Raw genomic sequence first — 22,534 nt, forward strand, 5'->3', positions numbered from 1 at the left:
GTCAAGTGCCGTGCGCCCGACGCCCGTTGAACTGTGAAATTCCCCTCACTGACAAAGGAGGAAGCGAGGAGGACATGTATCCTTCCGGCTATTAACGAGGGGGGATCTCGTGGAAACGCATATCTTTGCTGATGATTGGTTTACAAACGGCCGGGTCGCCGAACCCGAAGCCCGCATTCTGCTCGCCGACCAGGACCCGATTTCCCGGCACGTGCTGGGCGGAGTGGTCCACCGGGCCGACCGGCTGACCCTGGTGGCCAGCGTCGACATCCGCCAGCCGCTCACCCAGTGGCCGCTCGGCCAGGTCGACGTCGCGGTGCTGGGAATGGGCTACCACTGCGAACCCGCCGACACGGTCCGCGAACTCGTCGCCCACCATGTCGCGGTCCTGCTGATCGGGGTCGGCTGGACCAGGGAGAAACTGGACACCGTGCTGGAGGCCGGCGCGAAGGGCTGCCTGCTGAAGGACACCCGGATCGGAGGTCTGGCGGCGGCCACCCGGGCGGTGGCGTCCGGCCACACGGTCCTCTCGCCGGAACTGGACGCGATGTACCGCTCCCCGTCCGCCCGGCGCCCCGTGCGGCACGCCGCCGAGGCGCCGCCGAAGGCCGACGCGGACCCGGCGCAGCAGATACTGGGCGTGCTCACCGAGCGCGAGCGCGAGGTGCTCGGGCTGCTCACCGACGGCCTGTCCACGGTCGAGGCGGCGGACCGCCTCCAGGTCTCCTCGGCGACCATCAAGAGCCACATCTCGCACACGCTCACCAAGCTGGGCGTGCGCAACCGGCTGGAGGCCGTCCTGCTGATGCGCGGCACCGGCACGCCCAAGCCGCAGCACACCCCGCACGGCCGCCCGGGAGAGACGCGGACCCCGCGCGAACCGGTCCCCGGCCGGAGCCCGTCCCGACCGGGGACCGGCCGGGGCCCGTCCCGGCCGGGGTCCGCTCTCGCCGGGACCCAGGGCCTGTCCTAGTCGCCCACGCGGCCGCGGACGCCGTCGACCCACTTGTCCGCGTGCTGCTCGGCCATCGCCTCGTCGCGGAAGGCGTACGTCTTCAGCAGCCACCGCGAGCGGGCCCGCTCCGGGTCGATGACCTCGATCTTGTCGCGGCTGTGCAGACCGTCCTGGTTGGCGAAGGAGAACAGGTCGCCGGTGAGGATCCGGTGGCGCTTCTTCTCCGCGCGGACCAGGGCGTTCTTCAGCGCGATCAGGGTGTCCTTGGCCTCCGGCGGACTGTCGGGGGCCACGGTCGTGTGGGTGTCCAGGTAGCGGATGCTGTGCGCGCGCTCCAGGATCGGGTGCGCCTCGGACACCGTGAGGTTCTTGTTGTTGTCCCGTGAGAAGACGTCGAACGGCGTCACGAAGTACGGCTTGCGCAGGATCTCCTGCTCCTCGGCCGTCAGGTGCGCCAGCAGCGCGCGTCCCTCCACGAACCCGGTGTAGGTGAGTTCGCCCTCGGGGCAGCGCATGCCCACGAGCGAGATGAAGTCCGCGCGCACCGGGTGGGCGGTGCGGTCGTTGTGGAAGACCAGTTCACCGTCGCTGAACCCGGTCTGCTTGCCGCTGTAGCGGTTGATCGCGATGACGTCCGTGAAGAAGTCGCCGTTGAAACGGGTGTCGTACGCGAGCAGCGGTGTGCCGGCGAGCTGCGCGAACAGTTCGAGCAGCACCTCGGCCACGAAAGTCGTCTTCTTCGCGTACTTGTCCGCGAGGGGGTCGTCGTGCCCCAGGACCGGGACTTCCTCGTCGATGGGGCAGTTGCGCAGCACGTGCGCGTCCGAGGCGCCCGCCTCGCGCTCCGCGCGGATTCCCGCCACGGCCTCGGAGAAGAACGCCGGAACGTCGCCGCGGTCCACCAGGTCGCTCACCGAGCGGGAGAAGGCCGGGTAGTCCTCGTACGGGCTCTTGGTGACCGAAGCCAGAGCTGCGCCGAGCTCATCGCGCTCGGCGTCGGTGAGTACATAGAAGGGCTGCATTGCTCGCAATTCCGATTCGAGGGGCGATCGCTTGGACGATCGCTGTGGCGGCCATTCTGTGCCCGGCCGGCGGCCCCGGGCATCGGCCGAAGGAGGAAGTCCGGGGCCCCGTCTCCACCTTGGTGGAGACCTCCACCCCCGAAAGTGGAGGGAATTGACCGGGCTGCTCCTTTGGGCGTAGGCGGGATTATGGAAGCGCCGAACCATGCTTGACAAGGCTTTCGGCAGGTTGCTTTGATCCAGCGGCGCAGCGAGGAACTTTCCCCGAGCCGGGCAATTCATGCCTTCGATTTCCTTCCGGCCCCGGGGCGCGAAATGAACTCTGCCTATTCTGCGCGATTTTCCAGGCGTGACGCCCGAGAGGTTCAGGTAAAAGAAGTGGGCATGTTGAGCAGGCGGACGGTCCTCACCGGGGCCGCCGCGGGGGTCGCCGGCGCGACCGTACTGGGGAACCCGTCGGCCGCGGTCGCGGACGACGCCACCGTGGTGGAGCCCGCGGCTACCGTCCTGCCGGGCGACGCCCGGTACCAGGAGATGACGGTCGGCCACAACACCCGCTGGGTCGGCACCCCGGACGCCGTGAAGGTGGTGCACAACACCACCCAGGCGGTGGCCGCGGTGCAGGAGGCGGTCACCGCGAACAAGCGCCTCGCGGTGCGCGGCGGCGGCCACTGCTACGCCGACTTCGTCTTCAACCCCGCGGTGCGCACGCTCATCGACATGACGCAGATGGACGAGGTCTACTACGACACGTACCGCAAGGCGTTCGTGGTCGAGGCGGGAGCGACCCTCCTGCACGCCTACCAGGCCCTCTACAAGGGCTGGGGGGTCGCACTGCCCGCCGGCCTGTGCTACTCGGTGGGCATCGGCGGACACGTGGCGGGCGGCGGCTTCGGCCTGCTGTCCCGGCAGTACGGTGTCACCGTCGACCACCTCTACGGGGTCGAGGTGGTGGTCGTCGACGCCACCGGCCGGGCCAAGAGCGTGGTGGCCACCCGGGAGGCCGCCGACCCCCGGCGCGACCTGTGGTGGGCCCACACCGGGGGCGGCGGCGGCAACTTCGGCCTGGTGACGCGGTACTTCTTCCGCTCGCCCGACGCCACCGGCACCGCGGCGAAGGACCAGCTCATGAAGCCGCCGAAGGACGTCTACCTGAGCGCGGTCTCACTGCCCTGGGCGGACTTCGACAAGGCCAGGTTCACCGCCCTGGTACGCCACTACGGCGACTGGCACGAGCGCAACAGCACGATGGAGTCGCCGAGTTCGGGCCTGACCAGCCTGCTGGTGATGAACCACAGGTCCAACGGCGGCATAGGCATCATCACGCAGCTCGACGCCGCCGTGCCGAACGCCCAGCAGTTGATCGAGAGTTACCTCGCCGAGATCACCGACCCGACCGGGGTGGACACCGCGCCGCTGGCCAAGGCGGTCGGCGAACAGGGCCCGCTGCCCGCGTTCTTCACCCCGCGCAAGCTGCCCTGGCTGACCTCGGTGCGCCTGCTCGGCACGAACAACCCGGCGCTGACCAACCCGACCCTGCGGTCGGCGAACAAGTCGGCCTACCACCGCAAGGGCTTCACCGTCGCCCAGGCCGGCGCGCTCTACAACCACCTGACCCGCACCGACTTCAGCAACCCGGTGGCCAACGTGATGCTCTTCGGCTACGGCTCGAAGGTCAACACCGTCCCCGCCGCGGACACGGCGTCCGCACAGCGGGACTCGGTCTTCAAGGCGCTCTACGCCACCCAGTGGTCGACGCCCGCCGACGACGCCAGGAACACCGCCTGGCTGCGCGAGGTGTACGCCGAGGTGTACTCCTCCAGCGGCGGCTACCCGGTGCCCAACGCGAGCACCGACGGCTGCTACGTGAACTACCCCGACGTGGACATCACCGACCCCGCGCAGAACACGTCCGGGGTTCCCTGGACGACGCTCTACTACAAGGAGCACTACCCGCGCCTGCAACAGGTGAAGAAGGCGTACGACCCCAAGAACGTGTTCCGGCACGCCCAGTCGATCGCCCTCCCGTAACGCAGGCCGCGCCCACAGACCGCAGCTGCCCGTCGCTGTGTGCGGCCGGCCGGCCGACGGGCCCCGTGCCGACGGCCGACCGCACTCCCGGCTCCCCCGAGCCGCACCCCGGCTTCAGAGGGCCGTACCCCGGCCCGGCAAGCCTCCTCCGCACCGGTGGTCCCACCGGTTCCCCACAGACAGGAATCCACCTCTCATGTCCAAGAAGCTCGCATTCTTCGGCGCCACCGGCACCTTCGGCTCGCGCATCCTGACCGAGGCGCTGAACCGCGGCTACGACGTCACCGCGGTCGTCCGGCCCGGCGCGTCCGAGCCCGCCGTGTCGCACCCGAACCTGAAGGTCACCACCGGTGACGTGCTCGACCCCGCGTCGGTCGCCGAGGCCGCCAAGGGCGCCTACGCGGTCGTCTCCGCGGTCGGCGGCGGCTACACCGACGGCAAGGCGCACGCCGCCTTCGTGCGCCAGGCCGCCCAGTCCCTCGTCGAGGGCCTGCGCACCCTCGGCGCCGACGCCCCGCGCTTCGTCTCGGTCGGCGGCGCCGGCTCCCTCAGCACCCCTGACGGGAAGAAGGTCTGGGACACCCCGGGCCTGCCGGAGCTGGTCACCCAGGTCATGCACGGCCAGGGCGAGGCCCTGGACTACCTGCGCACCGTCACCGACGTGAAGTGGACCCACTTCTCCCCGGCCGCGCAGATCGAGCCGGGCGAGCGCACGGGCGCCTACCGCCTGGGCCTCGACGACCTGATCATCGGCGCGGACGGCAACAGCCGCATCAGCGCCGAGGACTACGCGGTCGCGTTCGTCGACGAGCTGGACGAGCCCAAGCACGTCCAGAAGCGCTTCACCGTCGGCTACTGAGCCACCGGTGAACCGGCTCCCGGGACACCCGTCACCGTGAGCCGCCCCCGCCGGGAAAGGGGGAGGCGTGCCCCCACGAGCGCCTCCCCCGCCCCGCGCGCCGCGCCCCGCGCCGCTCCAGACGACCCGCCCGTGCACCGCACGACGATCCGCCCGAGGGGAAACTTCCGTGAAGAGCCGTATGGCGACCCGCTTCTCGCAGCTGGAGAGGTCGGCGACCGTCGCCCTCCTGGACCAGGTCCACGCACTGCGGGCGCAGGGCGTCGCCGTCCTGGACCTCAACGGCGGGGAGCCGGACTTCGCCACCGCGGACCACATCGCCGCCGAGGCGGGCGCCGCCCTGCGCGAGGGGTTCACCCACTACACCCCCAGCCGCGGTCTGCTCGCGCTGCGCGAGGCCATCGGCGAGAAGCTGGCGAAGGACAACGGGATCACGGCGGACCCCGCGACGGACATCATCGTCACCCCGTCCGCCAAACACGCCCTCTTCATCTCCCTGCTCGCGGTACTGGACCCGGGCGACGAGCTGATCGTCCCCACCCCGGGCTGGGTCAGTTACTCCTCGATGGCGCAGCTCGCGGGGGCACGCGCCGTGCCCGCCGAGCTCAGCGCCGACGACGGGTTCCGCCTCACCCGGGAGATCCTCGAAAGCCGGGTCTCCCCGCGCAGCAAGGCCGTCCTGATCAACACCCCGAACAATCCGACCGGTCGCCTGCTGACCCGCGAAGAGGCCCGGACCGTGGCCGAGTTCGCCGTCGCGCACGACCTGTTCGTCATCGCCGACGAGATCTACGAGAAGATCCGCTACGACGGCGCCGAGCACCACTCGCCCGCCGTGCTCCCCGGCTGCGCCGAGCGCACCCTCACCGTGAACGGATTCTCCAAGGGCTACGCCATGACCGGCTGGCGGCTCGGCTACGTCGCGGGCTCCGCCGACGTCATCTCCCAGGTGCTCAAGGCCCAGGAGCACACGGTCGGCTGCGCCGGCTCCTTCGTCCAGCGGGGCGGCGTCGCCGCGCTCACCGGTCCGCAGGACACCGTGGCGGAGATGGCCGCCGAGTACGCCGTGCGCCGCGACCTCCTCGTCAGCGGCCTCAACTCGCTCCCCGGCGTGCGCTGTCCGCTGCCGGAGGGCGCCTTCTACGCCTTCGCCGACATCCGCGGCACCGGCTTCCCGACGAGCGCCGACTTCGCGTCCTGGGCGCTGGACGCGGCCGGTGTGGCGCTGACCCCCGGGTCGGCGTTCGGGCCCGGCGGCGAAGGACACGTACGCCTCTCCTTCGCGACGTCGCAGCAGGTCATCGAGGAAGCGGTGACCCGCCTCTCCGCGGCCCTCGCCCGTCGCTAGACCGCGTCTCCGCGGCTCTCGCCCGTCGCCGGACCGCGTCTCTCCGCGGCCCTCGCCCGTCGCCGGACCGCGCCTCACCACGCTTTCGGACCGTGCCACTCATCTCAGTCCCAGGGGGAACAATGTCCCACCCGCCCGCCACCCGACGGATATCCGTCTTCGACACCACACTGCGTGACGGCGAGCAGGCGCCCGCCAACGCGATGAGCCCCGAACAGAAGCTGGACATGGCCCTGCGCATCGAGGCGCTCGGCGTGGACTCGGTGGAGGCGGGCTTCCCCGCCTCCTCGCCCAGTGACTTCGAGGCCACCCAGCTCATCGCGAAGGAGCTGACCCGGGCCCGCTTCGCCACCTTCTCCCGCACCGTCCGGCGCGACGTGGAGACCGCGGTGGAGGCCGGCGGAACGGTGAACCACGAGGTCCAGATGGTCGCCACCGGCAGCGACCTGCACCTGAAGTACAAGCGCGGCATCAGCCGCGAGCAGTCCGTCGCCGAGGTGACCGACACGGTGGCCTTCGCCCGGTCACTGGGCATCGAGCACATCTCCGTCGGCATCGAGGACGCCACGCGCAGCGAGGACGTCTTCCTCCAGGCGCTCACCGAGAGCGCCGTCGAGGCGGGCGCGACCTGCATCATCATCGCCGACACCTCGGGCTGCACCACCCCCGACCAGTACGGCACCCTCATCGGCAAGATCCGCCGCTGGGCCCCGGCCCCCATCCGGCTGTCCACCCACTGCCACGACGACTTCGGCCTCTCCCTCGCCAACGCCCTCGCCGGCATCGAGGCGGGTGCGGACGAGGTCCAGGCCACCCTGGGCGGCATCGGCGAACGCGCGGGCAACACCGCCCTGGAGGAGCTGGCCGGGCTCCTCGCGTACAAGAGCGACCACCTCGGCGTGCACACGGACATCGACATCTCCGCCATGTACGACGCCTACACGGCGCTGCGCGGGATCATCGCGCTGGAACAGCCCCGCAACAAGGCGATCTTCGGTACGTACGCCTTCGGCACCACGGCGGGCATCCACCAGCAGGGCATCCTCGCCAACCCGGAGACGTACGAGTACGTGGAGCCCTCGCGGTTCGGGCGCGAGCGCTCCCTGCTCATCGGCCGCCACTCCGGCCGCGCCGTGCTGCGCCACCTGCTGGAGCAGTTGGGCATCGAGGTCGACGACGAGCGGCTGCACGAGCTGTACCGGGTGCACATCGCCGAGCGGGCCGGAGGCGACTGCGAGGACCTGGACGTCGTCCGGGCGCGGCTGGCCCTGGAGCTCGGGCAGACGCCCGTACTGGTGTCCTGACCCGGCCCCGGCCCCGCCGTCCGACCACGCACCCATCCGCCGAAGGAGACCTGCCGTGTCCCACGCCACCGCCGCACCCCGCACCGGAGTCCCCGCCCACGCCCCGGACGCCGACGCCGCCGTCCTGCGCCTCCGCGACCGCATCGACGAGATCGACGGACGGCTGATCGCCCTGGTCGAGGAGCGCGTCGCCGTCTCCTCCGAGGTCCAGCGCATCCGCAAGGACGCGGGCGGGCCGCATCTCGCCCTGTCCCGCGAGGCACAGGTCATCGGCCGCTACCGCGCCCGCCTCGGCAGGCTCGGCACCGACCTCGCGATGCTCGTGCTGCGGCTGTCCCGCGGCGGAACCGGTGAGGGCTGAGCACCGGTGACCTACGCCTATCTGGGCCCCCGCGGAACCTTCGCCGAGGCCGCCCTGCGACTGCTCCCGGCGGCCGAGGGCGCCCCCTGGACACCGTGCGCCACGGTCCGCGCGGCACTGGACGCCGTGCGTGACGGCACGGCCTCCACCGCCGTGGTGCCGCTGGAGAACTCGGTACGGGGCGTGGTGCCCGCGACGCTCGACGAGCTCGCGGTGAGCGGCAGCGCCCTGCACATCACCGCCGAGATCGAACTTCCCGTCGGCTTCGCGCTGATGGCCAAGCCCGGCACCGCGCTCGAAGACGTCGACCGCGTGCTGAGCCACCCGCACGCCCACGGGCAGTGCCGCCAGTGGCTGTCCGCCCGGCTGCCGGACGCCCGGGTGCTGCTCTCCACGTCCACCGCGGGCGCCGCCCGGGAAGTGTCCGAGTCCGGTCTGTCGTGCGACGCGGCCATCGCCGCCCCCGTCGCCGCCGAACGGTACGGGCTGCGCGTCCTGGCCACGGACATCGGGGAGCGCGTCGACGCGGTCACCCGGTTCGTCGCCCTGCGCAAGGGCGGCCCCGCGGCGGCGCCCACCGGCCGGGACCGCACCTCGTTCCTCGTGCCGTCCGAAGCGGTCGCGGGACGCCCGGTGACGGAACTGCTGACCACGTTCGCGGCCCGGGGCGTGGACGTGACCTGGATGCAGTCCTGGCCCGCCGGTACGCGGCTGGGCAGTTACCACTTCTTCCTGGACGTCGACGGCCACATCGACGACGAGGGGGTGGGCCGCGCGATCACCGCCCTGCACCAGAAGGGGATCGACGTGCGCTTCCTGGGCAGTTACCCGCACGCGCGCGCCCTGGAGCCGGTGCCGAAGGCGACGGAGGAAACCCTCCTGGCATGACGCCGGGTTGCACCTCTCGCAGCGGCATGTGATCCGGTGGACCTCCGTCCCGCTCCACCGAAAGAGGTCCGGCCGTGCACGCGTCCTTCGTTCCGCCCCGGCAGGTCAAGATCGGTGACGCGGCGGCCTTCGTCGGCGTCACCCCCCGGGCGATCCGGCACTACCACGCCGTCGGCCTGCTCCCCGAGCCCGAGCGCGGTGGGGACGGCCGTCGGCGCTACGGCTACGAAGACCTGGTCCGGCTCCTGTGGGTCCGGCGCATGGCCGACGCCGGTATCGCCCTGGAGGACATCCGTGACGCCGCCGACGGCGAGGCCCACGGCCGTGCGGGCGGTACGGACATCGCGCACGTCCTGGAACGGCTGGAGCAGTCCCTCGCCGCCCAGCAGGCCGAACTGCGCCACCGGCGCACCGCCGTCCGGCGCATGCGCGCCGAAGGCAGCCGGCTCGGCCTGCTCTCCGACTTCGTCGCCCGCCGCCTCCAGGACCTGCCCGACGGCTCCCTGCGCCAGGCGGACCTGGACAGCCTGCTCGTCACCGAGCGCGTCTTCGGGCCGCTCGGCGCGGCCGTCCAGGCCGGCCGGTTCCTCGCCCTGGCCACCCACCCGGACCTGCGCGAGCGGTCCGACCGGGTCGACGCGGCCGAGGAGGCACTCGACGACGCCGTCGCCGTCGACGACCCCCGCGTCGCCCAAGTGGCCGCCGAACGCCACGCCTTCGAGGAGGCCCTGCACGCCCGCATCGAGGACTCCGGCCTGGCCCGGGACGACGACACGCTCTTCGACGCCTGGGAGGCCCTGCACCCCGCCCCCGCCCCGGGCCCCGGCGCGATGAGCGCCGCCGCCGCCCTCGGGAAGCTGCCCCACGGCCTCTCCCCCGCCCGCCTGCGCTGCATGGAGCTGGCCGCGGAACTCGACGCCCAGGAGCCCCGGAAATCCAAGGAGCCCCAGGAGCCCTAGCGGTCCCGGGCCGCCCTGTTCGCCCGGACCGACGCCGCGCCGAGCAGGCCCAGCACCGCCACCAGTCCGCCGACGGGGACGGCCAGGACCGCCGCGCTCCCGTCGCCGCCCGCCACCCCCGTCACCAGCACCGTCGCCACCCCCGCCGCGTACGCCGTGCGGAACGTCGCCGTCAGCAACGGGCCCGCCGCCGCATGGCCCCGCTCCCAGCCCTCGTCCGAAGCCAGCGTGGCCCTCGTCCTGATCCCGATCATCGAGTTCCGCCCCAGGCCCCCGGCCCCTCCCCCCGCGTGCCGCCGCACGAACTGGACGCACGCGCCCAGCACCAGCAGCCCCACCCCGCACACCCATCCCGCGACCAGGTCCATTCCCTCTCCCGACGGCCTCTGCCCGTGCCACCACCCTGTGGCGCCACACTTACGACGATCCTTCCCCCTCCCCGCCCCGCACTTCACTGCCGCCTCCCGGCAGACCCGCACCCCTCCCCGCTGCCGCCCCCGGCCACTTCAGTTCCGCCCACACCGTCTTGCCGGGGTTGCGGTCCGTGACGCCCCAGTCGTCGGCCAGTTCCTCCACCAGGACCAGCCCGAGCCCGCCCTCGACCACCTGCGGCGGGTGCGGGCGCGGACGCCGTACGGGCCGCCGTTCACCCCGCGTGTCCGACACCTCGATGCGCAGTACGTCACCGAGCGCCATCCGCAGCGCGAAGTCCCGCCCCTGCACGTGCCCGTGCAGCACGGCGTTCGCGGCCAGCTCCGCCACGACCGCCACCACCGCGTCCGCGAACTCGCATCCGTACGGCACCCCCCACTCCTGGAGCTGCCGCTCCGCCAGCAGCCGTGCGAGCCGGGCCCCCCGCCGCGTGGAACTGATCCGCTGCCCGAACTCCACGTCCCGCGTACTCATTTCGCTGTTCATGTGACGCAGCGTGGTCGGTCGGCTCTACGCTGAACAGGTGCGGCGTGGCGACCGTGAGTAGTTGTACGGGTGCGTCACGCGTGTTGTACGGCCAGTCCACCGTGACCCCCCAAGGCGGCCCGCGTGCTCGTGAACCCGGACAAGAACCCCACCCCCGAGACTCCGTCCCAGGAGGACGGAACCGCCCATCTGTTCAGCGCCCTCGGCAAGCAGATCAAGGCCCTGCGCGAACACCGGGGCATGAAGCAGGTCGAGTTGGCCACCGCCGTGTGCTTCGGCCCGGACCTCGTCTCCGCGATCGAACGCGGCGCGCGCACCCCCCAGCCCGACTTCCTGCGGGCCGCCGATCCGGTGCTCGGTGCGCACGGGGCCCTCATCGCGGTGATCCCGGACGTGGAAGAGGCGCTCAAGCGCAGTCGTACCCGGCACCCCGACTGGTACCGGAACTACGCCAAGCTGGAGGCTGAGGCGCTGGAGATCCACCACTACGGGAACCAGGTCGTGCACGGGCTGCTCCAGACGGAGGCGTACGCGCAGGCCATCTTCACCCAACGCCGTCCCCTGTACAGCGAGGAGACCGTGGAGAAGCGGGTGGCAGACCGGCTGTCGCGGCAGGTGGTGCTGGAGAAGTGGCCGCCGACTCAGTTCGGCTTCATCTTCGAGGAGGTCGTCCTGCGGCGTCCGATCGGCGGCCGTGCAGTCCATCACGAACAGTTGCATCGGCTACTGACACTTGGAAGTCAGCGCCACATCACCCTCCAGGTCGTGGAAACCGGCTGCGAGGAACATCCCAACATGGATGGCGCGCTCACGCTGCTGACGGCTAAGAATGAACAACGCGTGGCGTACACGGAGGTACAAGGCCATCCGCGCCTGATCGTCGATCCCACCGAGGTAAGAGAGATCCAAGAGCGTTATGGAATCATGCAAACGCTGGCTCTCAGGCCGGACGCCTCCATGGCGATGATCGAGAGAATTCTGGGAGACCGATGAAGACGGAAACGCTCACCTGGTTCAAGTCGAGCTACAGCGGCGGCGAGGGCGGCGAATGCCTCGAAGTCGCCTACGAGTGGCGCAAGTCGAGTTACAGCGGCGGCGCGGGCGGCGACTGCTTGGAGATCGCCTACGACTGGAAGAAGTCCACCCACAGCAGCGGCGAAGGCGGCCAGTGCGTCGAGGTTGCCGCGCACCCCGCCACCATCCACGTCCGCGACTCCAAGCTCGACGACGCCGGTCCGCAGCTCGGCCTCTCCCCCGCCGCCTGGAGCGACTTCCTCGCGTACGCGCGCGCCTGATCACCCACACGAGGGAAGATTCCCAAAGAGCAGCAGGAGATGGGGAGTTGATGCGCTAGCGTCAGCGCTCCATCACGCTCCGCATGCCGTACGGCACGTAGAGCGGCCCCCGCAGGTGTTAGCAGCACCAGACGCGAGGGCCTCACCCCCGAAGGCTTACAAGGAGCCCCAGGAATGTTCCTGCATGCTATCTCGCCCTCGCGTTCCTTCACCAAGGTGCCGAACGCCCTCTTCCGCCGCACCGAACTGGACGCCGCCTCCCGTCTGCTCCTCGCGCACATCGGCGGGCTCCCGTCCGCCGAGCGGTACGCGCCGCTCAGCAAGCACGCCGAGGACCTCGGGCTGAAGCCGGGAACGTACAAGAGGGTGAAGAAGGAACTCCTCCAGCACGGTTACGTGCACGACTACCGGGCGCAGGGCGAGGACGGGCGCTGGTACACCGACCAGTGGGTCAGCAACGTACCGCTGACCAAGGAGGAGTTCACCGCGCTGCGCACCGGCGCGGCGACGGCGGCTCCGGGTGGGCCGGAACCGACGGCCGGTGCGCCGGGTGACCGATCCGTCGGCCGCTCCACCGGTACTGCTCAGACGAACAGCAAGACATCTCCCACCCGCCCACCCCAAGACACCCGGGAAGCCCCGGCGGTGGCGGAGACGGCCGCGAACACCCCGCAGTCCGGCGGCAACACCGACCGCGCTCCGCACTTCGCCCGCGCGGAACAGATCCTCTGGGGGCTCAAGACCGTTCGCAAGGACCTGTCGCTCACCTTCCGCGACGTGCGCTACCTGGCCGCGAACATCGCCGACCGGCTGCACCTCGGCGTCCCGGCCTGGGAGATCCACAGCGCGCTGACCCACGGCCTTCCCGCCGACCCCATCCGCAACGCGGCGGGCTTCGTCACCCACCGCCTCGCGACCCAGGTCCCGGACGCTGCTGCCCTCGCCGCCGCCGACGCGGCCAGGCAGCAGCAGGCGGCGGAAGCGGAGGCCGCACGGGCCGCCGTCGCGTCCCGGCAGGGGCCCAGGGAGTGCGGAGGGCCGGGGCGGCCCGGACCGCACGCCTTCGTGCCCCTCGGGGACGAGACGCTGTGCGACCCCTGCCGCCGCGAGTACCCGATGCTGGCGGAGCTGGTGGAGGAGGAACGGGGCGGCGCCTGGGCCCCGTTGCGGGCCCGGGTCCACCCGGACCCCGCCTTCTGACTCAGCGCGGGTCCAGGCGTCCCAGGAACTCCACCACGCGCGCGGTGAGGAGTCCGGCGGCCTCCGGGTCGTACGACGGCAGGGAACTGTCCATGAAGAGGTGCTGGTCGCCGGGGTAGAGGCACAGCTCCGCGTCGTCGGCCTCCGCGACGAGCGCGCGGGCGGCGGCCAGGTCCTCGGCGACGAGCGGATCGGCGTCCTTCGCGTGCACCCGCACCGGCACGCCCGCAGGCCACGGCGTACCGAACTCCTCGGGCGGGACGCAGGCGTCGACCAGCAGCGCGCCGCGCGCGCCCGTCCGCGTCTGCGCGAGCTTCTGGGCGGGCAGCACGCCGAGCGAGAGCCCGGCGTACACGACGCCGTCCTGCGGCAGCCGCTCGGCCGCGCGGACGCCCCGCTCGACGACCTCCCCGAACCCGACCTTCTCGACGTACGCCATCCCGTCCCGGAGGGAACCGAAGACGCGCCCCTCGAAGAGGTCGGGCGTACGCACGGCGTGCCCGGCCGCGCGCAACGCGTCCGCGAACGCGAGGACTCCGGGCGTCAGCCCCTGCGCGTGGTGGAACAGTACGACCTCGACCATGCCCGGACTCCTCGCCTGCGGCCAGCAACGGAGCCGCCACCCTATAGCTTTCGAACACCCATACGGGTACAGAGGAGTGCAGGCGCGCACGGGGCGGGAGGGGGCGGCATGGGGTGGGGACGGAAGCTCGCGGTGGCGGTCGTGAGCGGGGCCCTGGTGACGGGCCTCGCCGGATGCGAGGAGGCACGGGAGCCGGTCCGGCAGAAGGCCGAGGTCCCCGTACGGGAGGAACGGCGGCCGGTGGAGCGCCGCTTCCCCGCGTTCGGGGAGTTCGTCCGGGCACGCTGGGTGGGCGTCACGCTCAGCGACCCCCGGCTTCCCGGGCCCACGGACGTCCGGATGGCCGGCGTGGTGGACCTCTCGTCGCGGGACGCCGAGCGGCTGCGCACGGGGTACGAGTGGCGGGAGGCCACCGCGCCTTCCGTCCCCGAGGCCGTCACCCCGCTGCTGCCGGCCGGCGCCCGATGGCGGACCAGCGAGGGCTTCGAGGGGGCGGTGACCGGGGGCGGCCGGTACGCCGCGAGCTTCCACGTCGACTTCGAGAAGCGCGTCCTCGTCTTCGACGCCCTCGATCCGGTCCCGGTGGACCTGGCGACACCGTCCAGCGAACCTTCCAACTCACCGTAAAGCGGACGATGATCATCCTGATGTAAAGGTGTTGTGAGGGCCGGTCTACCCTGAGGCGACCATTCCTGCCTTTCTTGATCACCTCGGGGAACCACTCGTGAAGTACACGCGCATGTCCGCGCTCGTCGCCTCCGCCGCCATCGCGCCGGCCGTCCTGTTCGCCGCACCCGCCCAGGCCGCCGACCTCCGGGCCGCGTTCGTCGCGGCGCCGCAGGCCGCCTCCCCGTCGGCGGAGGACGACCGCGTCGAGGTCGTCCGCATCTACGGGTCCAAGGACTCGGGTCCGGGCGTCAAGGAGGCCGCGCTCAAGGCGCTCGACGGCACCCCGGCGGACCTCCGGGAGTTCCTGGAGAAGGGCCAGTTCCAGGCTCGTGTCGTCGACAACCGGGTGCTGGCCACCCGGATCTACGGCAAGGGCGGGCCGGGCGTGAAGGAAGCCGCCCTGAAGGCGCTGAAGGGCACGCCCGAGGACGTGCAGGCGTTCCTCGACAAGGGCCAGCACGAAGCCCGCGCGACCGACAACCGGGTGCTGGTCGGCCAGGTCATGAGCACCGGCGGCCCCCGGGTGCGGGAAGCCGGGAAGAAGGCCCTCCAGGGCACGCCCGCCGACGTACAGGCGTTCCTCGACAAGGGCCAGCACGAGGCCCGCAAGCAGGACGAGGCCGACGCGGCCGGTTCGAAGGAGCCGGGCAAGGAGACGGGCAAGCCGTCCCCGAAGCCCTCCAAGGACGCCACCACGGGCGCCCCCGGCGACAAGGGCACCCCCGCGCCCGACGCCTCCAAGGGAACCGGCACGGCCGGCACCACCGGTGCCCCGGGCACCTCGGGCACCGGCGGCGCCGGAGCGGGCGAGACCTCCGGCAAGCCGGCGGCCGAGGGTGACAAGAACACCCCGGTCCCCGCCACCGGCGGCTCCGACCTCGCCTCCACCGGCGCGGGCGACTCCCTGCCGTGGGCGGCCGGCGCCACCGCCGCCGCGCTGGCCGTGGGCGCGGGCCTGCTGGTGGCCTCGCGCCGCCGCCGCAACGCCCGGGGCTGAGCCAGGGGTCCGGTCGGACCGGCTCGCGGTCCTGGAGGGTGCGACCGCCCTCCAGGACGCGCGCGTCGGGGGCCGGGGCCGCGCACGGCCTCAGGGCGTCCTCGCGCTTGATGTGCGCGCCCGGGAGCCGGTCGGGACGCTTTTTGGCCGAACATCGCGTAGACCGGATAGATGCTTGGGGCATCTAGTGGAAGGTGATCGGTAGAGGTTCCTCCGCTTGCCCGTGAGTGAGGTTGTCCGTGACGCAGTCGCCCGCACCCGCATCGTCCGCACCCGCATCTCCCACGCCCGGATCGTCCACGCCCATATCGCCCACGACCACGCCGCCCGTCGTCTTTCCGCAGAGCCGCACCTGTCCGTACGACCCCCCGCCCGGCTACGACCCCGTGCGGGTCACCGGACAACCCCTGAACCGGGTCGAACTCTTCGACGGCACCGAGGTGTGGATGGTGAGCGGCCTCGCCGAGGCCCGCGCACTCCTCGCCGACCAGCGGCTCTCCTCCGACCGCGAACGGCCCGACTTCCCCGTCTTCGCCGAACGGCTCGTCGGCATCGAGCGCCGCCGCGTCGAACTGCTCGGCGTGGACGACCCCGAACACAACGCCCAGCGGCGCAAGTTGATCCCCGGCTTCACCCTGAAGCGCACGGCGGCGCTGCGCCCGGCCATCCAGGCCACGGTGGACCGCCTGCTGGACGACATGGTCGCGCAGGGCTCCCCCGCCGACCTGGTCGCCTCCTTCGCCCTGCCGGTCCCGTCCATCGTCATCTGCGCGCTGCTCGGGGTCCCGTACGCGGACCACGACTTCTTCGAAGGGGCTTCGCGGCGGCTGCTGCGCGGGCCCGGGAAGGAGGACGTGGAGGCGGCGCGGGACGCGTTGGACGCGTACCTCAACGACTTGGTCGACCGCAAGCAGGCCGCCGAGCCGGGGCTCCCCGAGGGTCTGCTCGACGACATGACCGGCGTCTTCGACGACCGCGACGAACTGGTCAACCTGGCGCTGATCCTGCTGCTCGCCGGGCACGAGACGACCGCGAACATGATCGCGCTCGGCACGTACACCCTGCTGGAGCACCCGGAGCAGCTCGCCCGCTTCAAGGCGGCGGACCCGGCCGGAGTGTCCCTGGCCTGCGAGGAGCTCCTCCGCTTCCTGTCCATCGCGGACGGGATGACCCGGCTGGCGACCGAGGACATCGACATCGCCGGGGAGACGATCCGGGCCGGGGAGGCGGTCGTCCTCGCCACCTCCCTGATCAACCGCGACCCGGCCGTCTACGCCGCCCCCGACACACTCGACCTGACCCGGCCCGACCGCCACCTGGCCTTCGGCTTCGGCATCCACCAGTGCCTGGGCCAGAACCTGGCCCGCGCGGAACTGGAGATCGCCCTGCCCGCCCTCTTCCGCCGCCTGCCGGGCCTGCGCCTGGGCGCCCCGGCGGACCGCATCCCATGCAAACCGGGCGACCAGATCCAGGGGCTGGCGGAACTGCCGGTGGAGTGGTGAGGAGAGACGTGGACAGGCGTATCGCGATCGACACGGACGTGTGCATCGGGGCGGGCCAGTGCGTCCTCACCGCGCCGGAGACCTTCACCCAGGACGACGACGGCTTCTCGGAGGTACTGCCGGACGCCAACCCCCGGAGCCCCCGGGTGACCCTGGCGATCCAGGCGTGCCCGGTGGGGGCGATCTCGGTGCGGGAGGCGGGATAGAGGGGGCGCTCCGCCAGGGGCGCGGGGAACTCCGCGCCCCACCCCAACGCTCCCGCACGGCTTCCACCCGGGGCGACGCCCCTTCAGGGGCGCGGGGAACTGCGCGACCAGCCACGACGCTCCTGCACGGCTTCCACCCCGGGTGACACCCCGCCAGGGGCGCGGGGAACTGCGCGACCAGCCACCCACTCACCTGCACGGGAACCGTGCGCCTGGCCGCGCGGCGAGCGCTTTAGGGAAAGGGGCGGGTCCGGGGCCTCTCTGCCCGAGCCGGGCGGGGCTGACGCGTCCGGTACGGGGCTGGGGTCTCGACCTTGACGGGGTCGGCGTCCGGCACAGGCGCTGACGCGAGGGGCGGCACCCGGGCGGGCCGGGAGCGGGAGGGGCCGCCCCCTTGCCCGCCCGTCCCGCCCCCTTGGGGCGGCCCCGTCGCCCAAGGGAGCGGGGGTGCAGGGCGGCTGCGAAAGCCCAAGGGGACGGGGGGCAGGGCGGCTGCGACGCCCAAGGGGACGGCGGCCCCGTTGTCCGGGAAGGTGTCGCGTACGGGCCCCCGCAGCGGGCAAACGGGAGGCGAACGCCGCCGATCACCCCGCAGGGAGTAGGACCATGGCCGATCGCTATCTGCACTTCACGGGCACCGCACCCGGCCGCTTCCTCACCCGCAGACTCGGCCTCCCACAACCGGCCCCCCTGCCCCGCTGGTCCCCCGAACGCCCCACCTTCGAGGGCGAGTTGCTGCACCTCACCGCGGGAACCTCCCCGCACACGGACGCCCTCGACGACCTCCTCCCCCGCACCGGCCTGCGCGTCGCACGCCCCGGCTCCGCCTCCGCCGCCACGCCCCCCGCCGTGGTCCTGGACGCGACGGGCGTGGGCACCGTGGAGGACCTCGCCGGGGTCCACGCCGCCCTGCACCCGGTCGTACGGTCCATAGCCGCCGGCGGCCGCGTCCTCGTGCTCGGCGCGCACCTCTCCCCCGCCGACCCCGAACAGGCCGCCGCCCAGCAGGCCCTGGAGGGCTTCACCCGCTCCCTCGCCAAGGAACTCGGGCAGGGCCGCACCGCCCAGCTCCTGCGGCTCGCCCCCGGCGGCCTCTCCGGTGCGGAGTCCACCCTGCGCTTCCTGCTGTCCCCGAGGTCGGCGTACGTGAGCGGGCAGGTCGTCCAACTCGCCGACGCCGGGGGCCCGCTGCCGTACGACATCGACTGGGACCGCCCGCTCGCCGGCCGTACGGCACTGGTGACCGGCGCCGCCCGGGGCATCGGCGCGGCCGTCGCGACGACGCTGGCCAGGGACGGGGCGCACGTGGTGTGCCTGGACGTGCCCCAGGTGGCCGAGGACCTGGAGCGTACGGCGGTACGGGTCGGGGGCACGGCCCTGCCGCTGGACATCACCGCACCGGACGCCGCCGAGCGCATGGTGGCGGCGGGCCCGCTGGACGTCCTGGTCCACAACGCGGGCATCACGCGCGACAGACGCCTCGCCGGCATGACGGCGGAGGCGTGGAGTTCGGTTCTCGACGTCAACCTCGGCGCGGTCATCCGCACCACCCAGTCGCTCGTGAAGTCGGGCGCGCTGGGCGAGGGCGCGCGGATCGTCGCCACCTCCTCGATCGCGGGGATCGCGGGCAACGCGGGGCAGACGAACTACGCGGCGAGCAAGGCGGGCGTCGCGGGCCTGGTGCGGGCCCTGGCGCCGGGCCTCGCCGCGTACGGCATCACGGTGAACGCGGTGGCCCCCGGCTTCATCGAGTCGCGGATGACGGCGGCCGTCCCGCTGATGATCCGCGAGGCGGGCCGCCGGATGAACTCCCTCGGCCAGGGCGGCCTCCCGGAGGACGTGGCCGAGACGACGGCGTGGCTGGCGCATCCGGGGTCGGGCGCGGTCACGGGGCAGGTGGTCCGGGTGTGCGGGCAGAGCCTGCTGGGGGCCTGAACCCGGCCGAGGCCGACCACCGCTCCCCCTTCATCAGGTTCTCCAGCCCCGGCCAGGCGAAGTTCATCAGGGTGGCGGCGGCGTCCCGGGCGGTGACGCCGGGGGTGTCGTTCGCCCAGGCCGCGAGGGACTCGGCCGCGCCGACCAGGGCCTCGCCGAGCCCGGCGACCTCGCGGTCGGCGAGGTGGGGATCGCAGCGGGCCGCACGGGCGGCGTCCCCGATGAGGTGGTTCACGAAGGCCGTGATCTCCGCGCGCATCGCGGCGACCTCGGCGGCGAACGGCTCGCCGTGGGTGCGGGCCTGGCTGTGCAGGACGGACCAGCCGTCGGGGTTCTCGGCGGTGTGGGTGAAGAAGGCGGTGAGCCCGTCCCACAACTGCCGGTCGGCGGGCAGACCGGGCTCGACCCCGGCCCGTACCGCCGCCACGAGCGCGCCCGCCTCCCGCCGGATGCAGGCGGTGAACAGCTCGTCCTTGGAGTGCAGGTACAGGTACACCAGCGGCTTCGACACCCCCGCCAGCTCGGCGATCCGGTCCATGGAGGCCGCCCGGTACCCGTGCCGCGCGAAGGTCCGCACGGCGGCGTCCAGCATCTGCCGCTCCCGCACGGCCCGGGGCATCCGCCGGGTCCTCGCGGGGGCGCTCCCCGCCTGCTGCCCGGCGCCCGGCCCCGCCGCACCGCTCTCCTCGGACACCCCGTCCGCCCCCATCCGCTCGTCCCCTCCGCGCACCCGTCGTTGCCCCCCGGCAAGGGTACGCACGGAGCCCCCCGGCCCGGGGAGGGGCAGGGGGGCTCGGGTGCGTACGGGGAAGTACGGGAAAGCGGTCAGACCGTGACGGGCTGCTTGGCCGGGGCGGCGGCGTAGCTGTCGTCCAGCGGGGACGACGACGCCGAGTTGTACGCGTCGAGGTCGAGGATCTTCTCGCGGGCCGAGACCAGCACCGGGACCAGCGCCTGGCCCGCGACGTTGGTGGCCGTGCGGATCATGTCCAGGATCGGGTCGATGGCCAGCAGCAGGCCGACGCCCTCCAGGGGCAGCCCCAGCGTGGACAGGGTCAGGGTCAGCATGACCGTCGCACCGGTGAGACCGGCGGTGGCCGCCGAGCCGACGACCGACACGAACGCGATCAGCAGGTACTCCTTGACGCCGAGCTGCACGTCGAAGATCTGCGCGATGAAGATCGCGGCGAGCGCCGGGTAGATCGCGGCGCAGCCGTCCATCTTGGTGGTGGCGCCGAAGGGCACCGCGAAGGACGCGTACTCCTTCGGAACGCCCAGGCGCTCGGTGACCCGCTGGGTGACCGGCATGGTGCCGACCGAGGAGCGGGAGACGAAGGCGAGCTGGATGGCCGGCCAGGCGCCCTTGAAGAACTGGATCGGGTTGACCTTGGCGACCGTCGCGAGGAGCAGCGGGTAGACGCCGAAGAGGACCAGGGCGCAACCGACGTAGATGTCGATGGTGAAGGTCGCGTACGGGCCGAGCAGGTCCCAGCCGTACTGTGAGACCGCCTTGCCGATGAGGCCGATGGTGCCGATCGGGGCGAGCAGGATGACCCACCACAGGGCCTTCTGGAGCAGCTCCAGGACCGAGGAGGACAGCGTCAGGATCGGCTGGGCCTTCTCGCCGAGGGCGAGGGCGGCGATGCCCGCGACGACCGCCATGAAGACGATCTGGAGGACTTCCAGCTCCTGGAACGGCGTGATGACGTCGGTCGGGATGATGCCGGTGAGGAAGTCGAGCCAGGAGCCCGAGCCCTCCGGCTTCTTGCCGTCCGCCGGGGTCAGGCCGGTGCCGGAGCCAGGGTTGGTGAAGAGGCCGAGCAGCAGGCCGATCGCGACCGCGATCAGCGAGGTGATCATGAACCAGAGCAGGGTGCGTCCGGCGAGCCGGGCGGCGTTGTTGACCTGGCGGAGGTTGGTGATCGAGACGAGGATCGCGAAGAAGACCAGCGGGGCGACGGCCAGCTTCAGCAGGCCGACGAAGGTCTTGCCGATGGTCTCCAGGGTGGTGGAGAGCCAGGCGATCTCGAACTGGCGGGCCAGGTAGCCGAAGACCACGCCCAGGACGAGACCGGCGACGATCTGCACCCAGAAGGGTATGCGGGAGAGCGGGTTCTTCTTCTTGGCCTGGACCTGTGGCTGGGCGGCGGGCTGCCGATCGGCCTGGGAGACCTGCTGCGGCTCGTCGGGGGACGCGGACGCGGACACGGACACACTCCGGTGAAGGAAGCTGCGTAAAGGCAGGAGAGAGGGAAGAGAGGGGTCGCGCTGAAACTTCAGACGGAGCGGCGACAGGCGGCCGAGACGCGGCGGCAGAGATCGACATGCAGGCGCGCCACGAGCGGGACGCTCATGGGGTTCTGGGGCGCGGCGGATGTCGTCATGTCCGACACGTTAACACCGGTACTTTGAGAACATCAAAGGTCTTCTTTGGGCAGGAGCGGTGCGGAAGTGGCGCGGGTGCCGTGAAAAACGTGCGGCGCCCCGGGAGTTGAGCCAGTGGCTCACTCCCGGGGCGCCGTCGAGTGTGACGCAGCTTACCCGGCGCTCACGCCAGGTCCTCCTGGTTGCGGTTGGTCTCCAGGCGGGCCTTGGTCCGGTCGACCCTGGCCACGATGTGCTCCGACATCGCGTCCCGCTGCTTGCGCAGGAGCACGAAGCTCAGGGGCGCGGAGAGGACGATCGCGAGCAGCAGCACCCACAGCACGTTCGACATGCCGCCGAGGCCGGACGGCAGGACACGCAGGCTCACCAGGACCCAGACGACCGCGAAGCAGGCGGCGAAGACACCGAGGCGCAGGGCGGTGTAGCGGAGCGTGGCGTGCTTGGTGCTCACGGCGTGACCTTCTTCGTGGCGACGGAGACATACGGCTCCTCCAGTACAGCACAGGGGCCCGGCGGCGCTGCCGGGCCCCTGTGCTTCGCGGTACGGGCGGACCGCGCCCCCTGTCAGGCCCCCAGCTCCAGCAGCATGATCACGTCGTCCCGGTCGTCGCCCGGGGCCACCCGGATCGCGCCCGGCACCCGTCCGACCTCCTGGTATCCGCACGCCGTGTAGAAGGCGTCGGTGCCCGTGCCGCCCCGGCAGGTCAGGCGGATCGCCTCGACGCCGGGGAGCGTCCGGGCGGCGTCGGCGGCGGCGGCCATGAGGTCGCGGCCGCAGCCCTTGCCCTGGTGCCCGGGGTGGACCATCACGGTGTAGAGCCAGATCCAGTGGGTCATCAGGCGGTGGTCGTTCAGGGCCAGGAACGCCGCCGCGGCGACCGTGCCGTCCGCGTCGTACCCGACGAGCAGCCGGGTGCGGCCCCGCGCCATCGCGACGAGGTGGCGCACGAGTTCGGGCCGGATCTCCTCCGGGTCGGCGGGCGGCACGAAGCCGACCGACCCGCCCGCGTCGGTGACGTCGGCCCACAGGGCGAGGAGTCCGTCCCGGAGGGCCGCGTCGACGGGCGGGTCGAAGACGAAGCGGAGAGAGGTACGAGCTGTCATGCCCGGCACGCTA

General features: G+C 72.1%; 24 protein-coding genes. 16 read left to right on the forward strand and 8 right to left on the reverse strand.

Annotated elements, in window-relative coordinates; genetic code table 11:
• The first annotated feature begins 109 nt into the window (after nt 1–109).
• On the forward strand, nt 110–973 hold the full coding sequence (locus ACIP93_RS08725; protein WP_401756885.1) for a LuxR C-terminal-related transcriptional regulator: 864 nt from the start codon (nt 110–112) through the stop codon (nt 971–973).
• Here ACIP93_RS08725 and ACIP93_RS08730 read toward each other — a convergent pair.
• On the reverse strand, nt 970–1,977 hold the full coding sequence (locus ACIP93_RS08730; protein WP_401756887.1) for a TauD/TfdA family dioxygenase: 1,008 nt from the start codon (nt 1,975–1,977) through the stop codon (nt 970–972). The two genes, ACIP93_RS08725 and ACIP93_RS08730, sit on opposite strands and share 4 nt — an antisense overlap.
• 384 nt (nt 1,978–2,361) lie before the next feature.
• Between ACIP93_RS08730 and ACIP93_RS08735 the strand changes: the two genes are divergently transcribed.
• The 7 genes from ACIP93_RS08735 (at nt 2,362) to ACIP93_RS08765 (ending at nt 9,727) form a co-directional block, all read left to right on the forward strand.
• Entirely contained in the window at nt 2,362–4,008 is a 1,647-nt protein-coding gene (locus tag ACIP93_RS08735) for an FAD-binding oxidoreductase (protein ID WP_401756889.1), read from the forward strand.
• A gap of 196 nt (nt 4,009–4,204) precedes the next feature.
• Nucleotides 4,205–4,867: an NAD(P)-dependent oxidoreductase gene (locus ACIP93_RS08740; protein ID WP_401756891.1), complete on the forward strand. Its 663-nt coding sequence runs from the start codon at nt 4,205–4,207 to the stop codon at nt 4,865–4,867.
• Between the two features lie 169 nt (nt 4,868–5,036).
• Entirely contained in the window at nt 5,037–6,215 is a 1,179-nt protein-coding gene (locus ACIP93_RS08745; protein WP_401756893.1) for a pyridoxal phosphate-dependent aminotransferase, read from the forward strand.
• A gap of 122 nt (nt 6,216–6,337) precedes the next feature.
• On the forward strand, nt 6,338–7,519 hold the full coding sequence (locus tag ACIP93_RS08750) for a LeuA family protein (protein WP_401756895.1): 1,182 nt from the start codon (nt 6,338–6,340) through the stop codon (nt 7,517–7,519).
• Between the two features lie 55 nt (nt 7,520–7,574).
• Complete coding sequence (locus ACIP93_RS08755; RefSeq protein ID WP_401756897.1) at nt 7,575–7,880, forward strand: chorismate mutase; 306 nt, start codon at nt 7,575–7,577, stop codon at nt 7,878–7,880.
• 6 nt (nt 7,881–7,886) lie between these two features.
• Nucleotides 7,887–8,768, forward strand: coding sequence for a prephenate dehydratase (gene pheA, locus ACIP93_RS08760; RefSeq protein ID WP_401756899.1), 882 nt, complete (start codon nt 7,887–7,889; stop codon nt 8,766–8,768).
• Nucleotides 8,769–8,842: 74 nt separating this feature from the next.
• The gene (locus ACIP93_RS08765; RefSeq protein WP_401756901.1) at nt 8,843–9,727 is read left to right on the forward strand and encodes a MerR family transcriptional regulator; all 885 of its coding nucleotides are present in this window, start codon (nt 8,843–8,845) and stop codon (nt 9,725–9,727) included.
• On the opposite strand, the gene ACIP93_RS08770 is transcribed toward ACIP93_RS08765, so the two are convergent.
• Nucleotides 9,724–10,095, reverse strand: a complete 372-nt coding sequence (locus ACIP93_RS08770) for an SdpI family protein (RefSeq protein WP_401756903.1) — start codon at nt 10,093–10,095, stop codon at nt 9,724–9,726. The two genes, ACIP93_RS08765 and ACIP93_RS08770, sit on opposite strands and share 4 nt — an antisense overlap.
• A 49-nt stretch (nt 10,096–10,144) precedes the next feature.
• Nucleotides 10,145–10,645, reverse strand: coding sequence for an ATP-binding protein (locus tag ACIP93_RS08775; RefSeq protein WP_345229036.1), 501 nt, complete (start codon nt 10,643–10,645; stop codon nt 10,145–10,147).
• Nucleotides 10,646–10,768: 123 nt separating this feature from the next.
• Between ACIP93_RS08775 and ACIP93_RS08780 the strand changes: the two genes are divergently transcribed.
• The 3 genes from ACIP93_RS08780 (at nt 10,769) to ACIP93_RS08790 (ending at nt 13,140) form a co-directional block, all read left to right on the forward strand.
• Nucleotides 10,769–11,638, forward strand: coding sequence for a helix-turn-helix domain-containing protein (locus tag ACIP93_RS08780; protein ID WP_401756905.1), 870 nt, complete (start codon nt 10,769–10,771; stop codon nt 11,636–11,638).
• On the forward strand, nt 11,635–11,940 hold the full coding sequence (locus ACIP93_RS08785) for a DUF397 domain-containing protein (RefSeq protein WP_401756907.1): 306 nt from the start codon (nt 11,635–11,637) through the stop codon (nt 11,938–11,940). The genes ACIP93_RS08780 and ACIP93_RS08785 overlap by 4 nt, the downstream gene beginning before the upstream one ends.
• A gap of 174 nt (nt 11,941–12,114) precedes the next feature.
• The gene (locus ACIP93_RS08790; protein WP_401756909.1) at nt 12,115–13,140 is read left to right on the forward strand and encodes a hypothetical protein; all 1,026 of its coding nucleotides are present in this window, start codon (nt 12,115–12,117) and stop codon (nt 13,138–13,140) included.
• A 1-nt stretch (nt 13,141) separates the two neighbouring features.
• Here the strand turns inward: ACIP93_RS08790 and ACIP93_RS08795 are convergent, their stop codons facing one another.
• Nucleotides 13,142–13,723, reverse strand: coding sequence for a dienelactone hydrolase family protein (locus ACIP93_RS08795; protein ID WP_345229039.1), 582 nt, complete (start codon nt 13,721–13,723; stop codon nt 13,142–13,144).
• Nucleotides 13,724–13,831: 108 nt separating this feature from the next.
• Here ACIP93_RS08795 and ACIP93_RS08800 point away from each other — a divergent pair, with 108 nt between their 5' ends.
• The 5 genes from ACIP93_RS08800 (at nt 13,832) to ACIP93_RS08820 (ending at nt 19,032) form a co-directional block, all read left to right on the forward strand.
• Nucleotides 13,832–14,350: a hypothetical protein gene (locus tag ACIP93_RS08800; protein ID WP_401756911.1), complete on the forward strand. Its 519-nt coding sequence runs from the start codon at nt 13,832–13,834 to the stop codon at nt 14,348–14,350.
• 97 nt (nt 14,351–14,447) lie between these two features.
• A complete protein-coding gene (locus ACIP93_RS08805; protein ID WP_401756913.1) occupies nt 14,448–15,389 on the forward strand; it encodes an ALF repeat-containing protein in 942 nt (313 codons plus the stop codon).
• A 239-nt stretch (nt 15,390–15,628) separates the two neighbouring features.
• On the forward strand, nt 15,629–16,891 hold the full coding sequence (locus tag ACIP93_RS08810) for a cytochrome P450 (protein ID WP_401756915.1): 1,263 nt from the start codon (nt 15,629–15,631) through the stop codon (nt 16,889–16,891).
• 8 nt (nt 16,892–16,899) lie between these two features.
• Nucleotides 16,900–17,097, forward strand: coding sequence for a ferredoxin (locus ACIP93_RS08815; protein ID WP_401756917.1), 198 nt, complete (start codon nt 16,900–16,902; stop codon nt 17,095–17,097).
• Nucleotides 17,098–17,703: 606 nt separating this feature from the next.
• A complete protein-coding gene (locus tag ACIP93_RS08820; protein ID WP_401756919.1) occupies nt 17,704–19,032 on the forward strand; it encodes a 3-oxoacyl-ACP reductase in 1,329 nt (442 codons plus the stop codon).
• Here ACIP93_RS08820 and ACIP93_RS08825 read toward each other — a convergent pair.
• The 4 genes from ACIP93_RS08825 to ACIP93_RS08840 all read right to left on the reverse strand — a co-directional run bounded on the left by ACIP93_RS08825 (nt 18,983) and on the right by ACIP93_RS08840 (nt 22,521).
• Nucleotides 18,983–19,651 carry a TetR/AcrR family transcriptional regulator gene (locus tag ACIP93_RS08825; RefSeq protein ID WP_345229045.1) on the reverse strand — a complete coding sequence of 223 codons (669 nt, stop codon included), beginning with the start codon at nt 19,649–19,651 and terminating at the stop codon, nt 18,983–18,985. The genes ACIP93_RS08820 and ACIP93_RS08825 overlap by 50 nt on opposite strands.
• Before the next feature lie 206 nt (nt 19,652–19,857).
• Nucleotides 19,858–21,132 carry a dicarboxylate/amino acid:cation symporter gene (locus ACIP93_RS08830; protein WP_345229188.1) on the reverse strand — a complete coding sequence of 425 codons (1,275 nt, stop codon included), beginning with the start codon at nt 21,130–21,132 and terminating at the stop codon, nt 19,858–19,860.
• 448 nt (nt 21,133–21,580) lie between these two features.
• Nucleotides 21,581–21,868, reverse strand: coding sequence for a DUF4229 domain-containing protein (locus ACIP93_RS08835; protein WP_345229046.1), 288 nt, complete (start codon nt 21,866–21,868; stop codon nt 21,581–21,583).
• A 113-nt stretch (nt 21,869–21,981) separates the two neighbouring features.
• A complete protein-coding gene (locus tag ACIP93_RS08840; protein WP_401756921.1) occupies nt 21,982–22,521 on the reverse strand; it encodes a GNAT family N-acetyltransferase in 540 nt (179 codons plus the stop codon).
• Nucleotides 22,522–22,534: the final 13 nt, after the last annotated feature.

Origin of the sequence: Streptomyces sp. NPDC088745, assembly GCF_044751045.1 — a bacterium.
In the GTDB taxonomy this organism is placed as follows: Bacteria; Actinomycetota; Actinomycetes; order Streptomycetales; family Streptomycetaceae; genus Streptomyces; species Streptomyces cremeus.

Bases quoted from the DNA above. Each gene is read 5' to 3' on its own strand.
- ACIP93_RS08730 (WP_401756887.1), bottom strand. From the start codon at position 1,977: ATGCAGCCCTTCTATGTACTCACCGACGCCGAGCGCGATGAGCTCGGC.
- ACIP93_RS08735 (WP_401756889.1), top strand. From the start codon at position 2,362: ATGTTGAGCAGGCGGACGGTCCTCACCGGGGCCGCCGCGGGGGTCGCC.
- ACIP93_RS08740 (WP_401756891.1), top strand. From the start codon at position 4,205: ATGTCCAAGAAGCTCGCATTCTTCGGCGCCACCGGCACCTTCGGCTCG.
- ACIP93_RS08750 (WP_401756895.1), top strand. From the start codon at position 6,338: ATGTCCCACCCGCCCGCCACCCGACGGATATCCGTCTTCGACACCACA.
- ACIP93_RS08770 (WP_401756903.1), bottom strand. From the start codon at position 10,095: ATGGACCTGGTCGCGGGATGGGTGTGCGGGGTGGGGCTGCTGGTGCTG.
- ACIP93_RS08775 (WP_345229036.1), bottom strand. From the start codon at position 10,645: ATGAACAGCGAAATGAGTACGCGGGACGTGGAGTTCGGGCAGCGGATC.
- ACIP93_RS08785 (WP_401756907.1), top strand. From the start codon at position 11,635: ATGAAGACGGAAACGCTCACCTGGTTCAAGTCGAGCTACAGCGGCGGC.
- ACIP93_RS08790 (WP_401756909.1), top strand. From the start codon at position 12,115: ATGTTCCTGCATGCTATCTCGCCCTCGCGTTCCTTCACCAAGGTGCCG.
- ACIP93_RS08795 (WP_345229039.1), bottom strand. From the start codon at position 13,723: ATGGTCGAGGTCGTACTGTTCCACCACGCGCAGGGGCTGACGCCCGGA.
- ACIP93_RS08800 (WP_401756911.1), top strand. From the start codon at position 13,832: ATGGGGTGGGGACGGAAGCTCGCGGTGGCGGTCGTGAGCGGGGCCCTG.
- ACIP93_RS08820 (WP_401756919.1), top strand. From the start codon at position 17,704: ATGGCCGATCGCTATCTGCACTTCACGGGCACCGCACCCGGCCGCTTC.
- ACIP93_RS08825 (WP_345229045.1), bottom strand. From the start codon at position 19,651: ATGCCCCGGGCCGTGCGGGAGCGGCAGATGCTGGACGCCGCCGTGCGG.
- ACIP93_RS08840 (WP_401756921.1), bottom strand. From the start codon at position 22,521: ATGACAGCTCGTACCTCTCTCCGCTTCGTCTTCGACCCGCCCGTCGAC.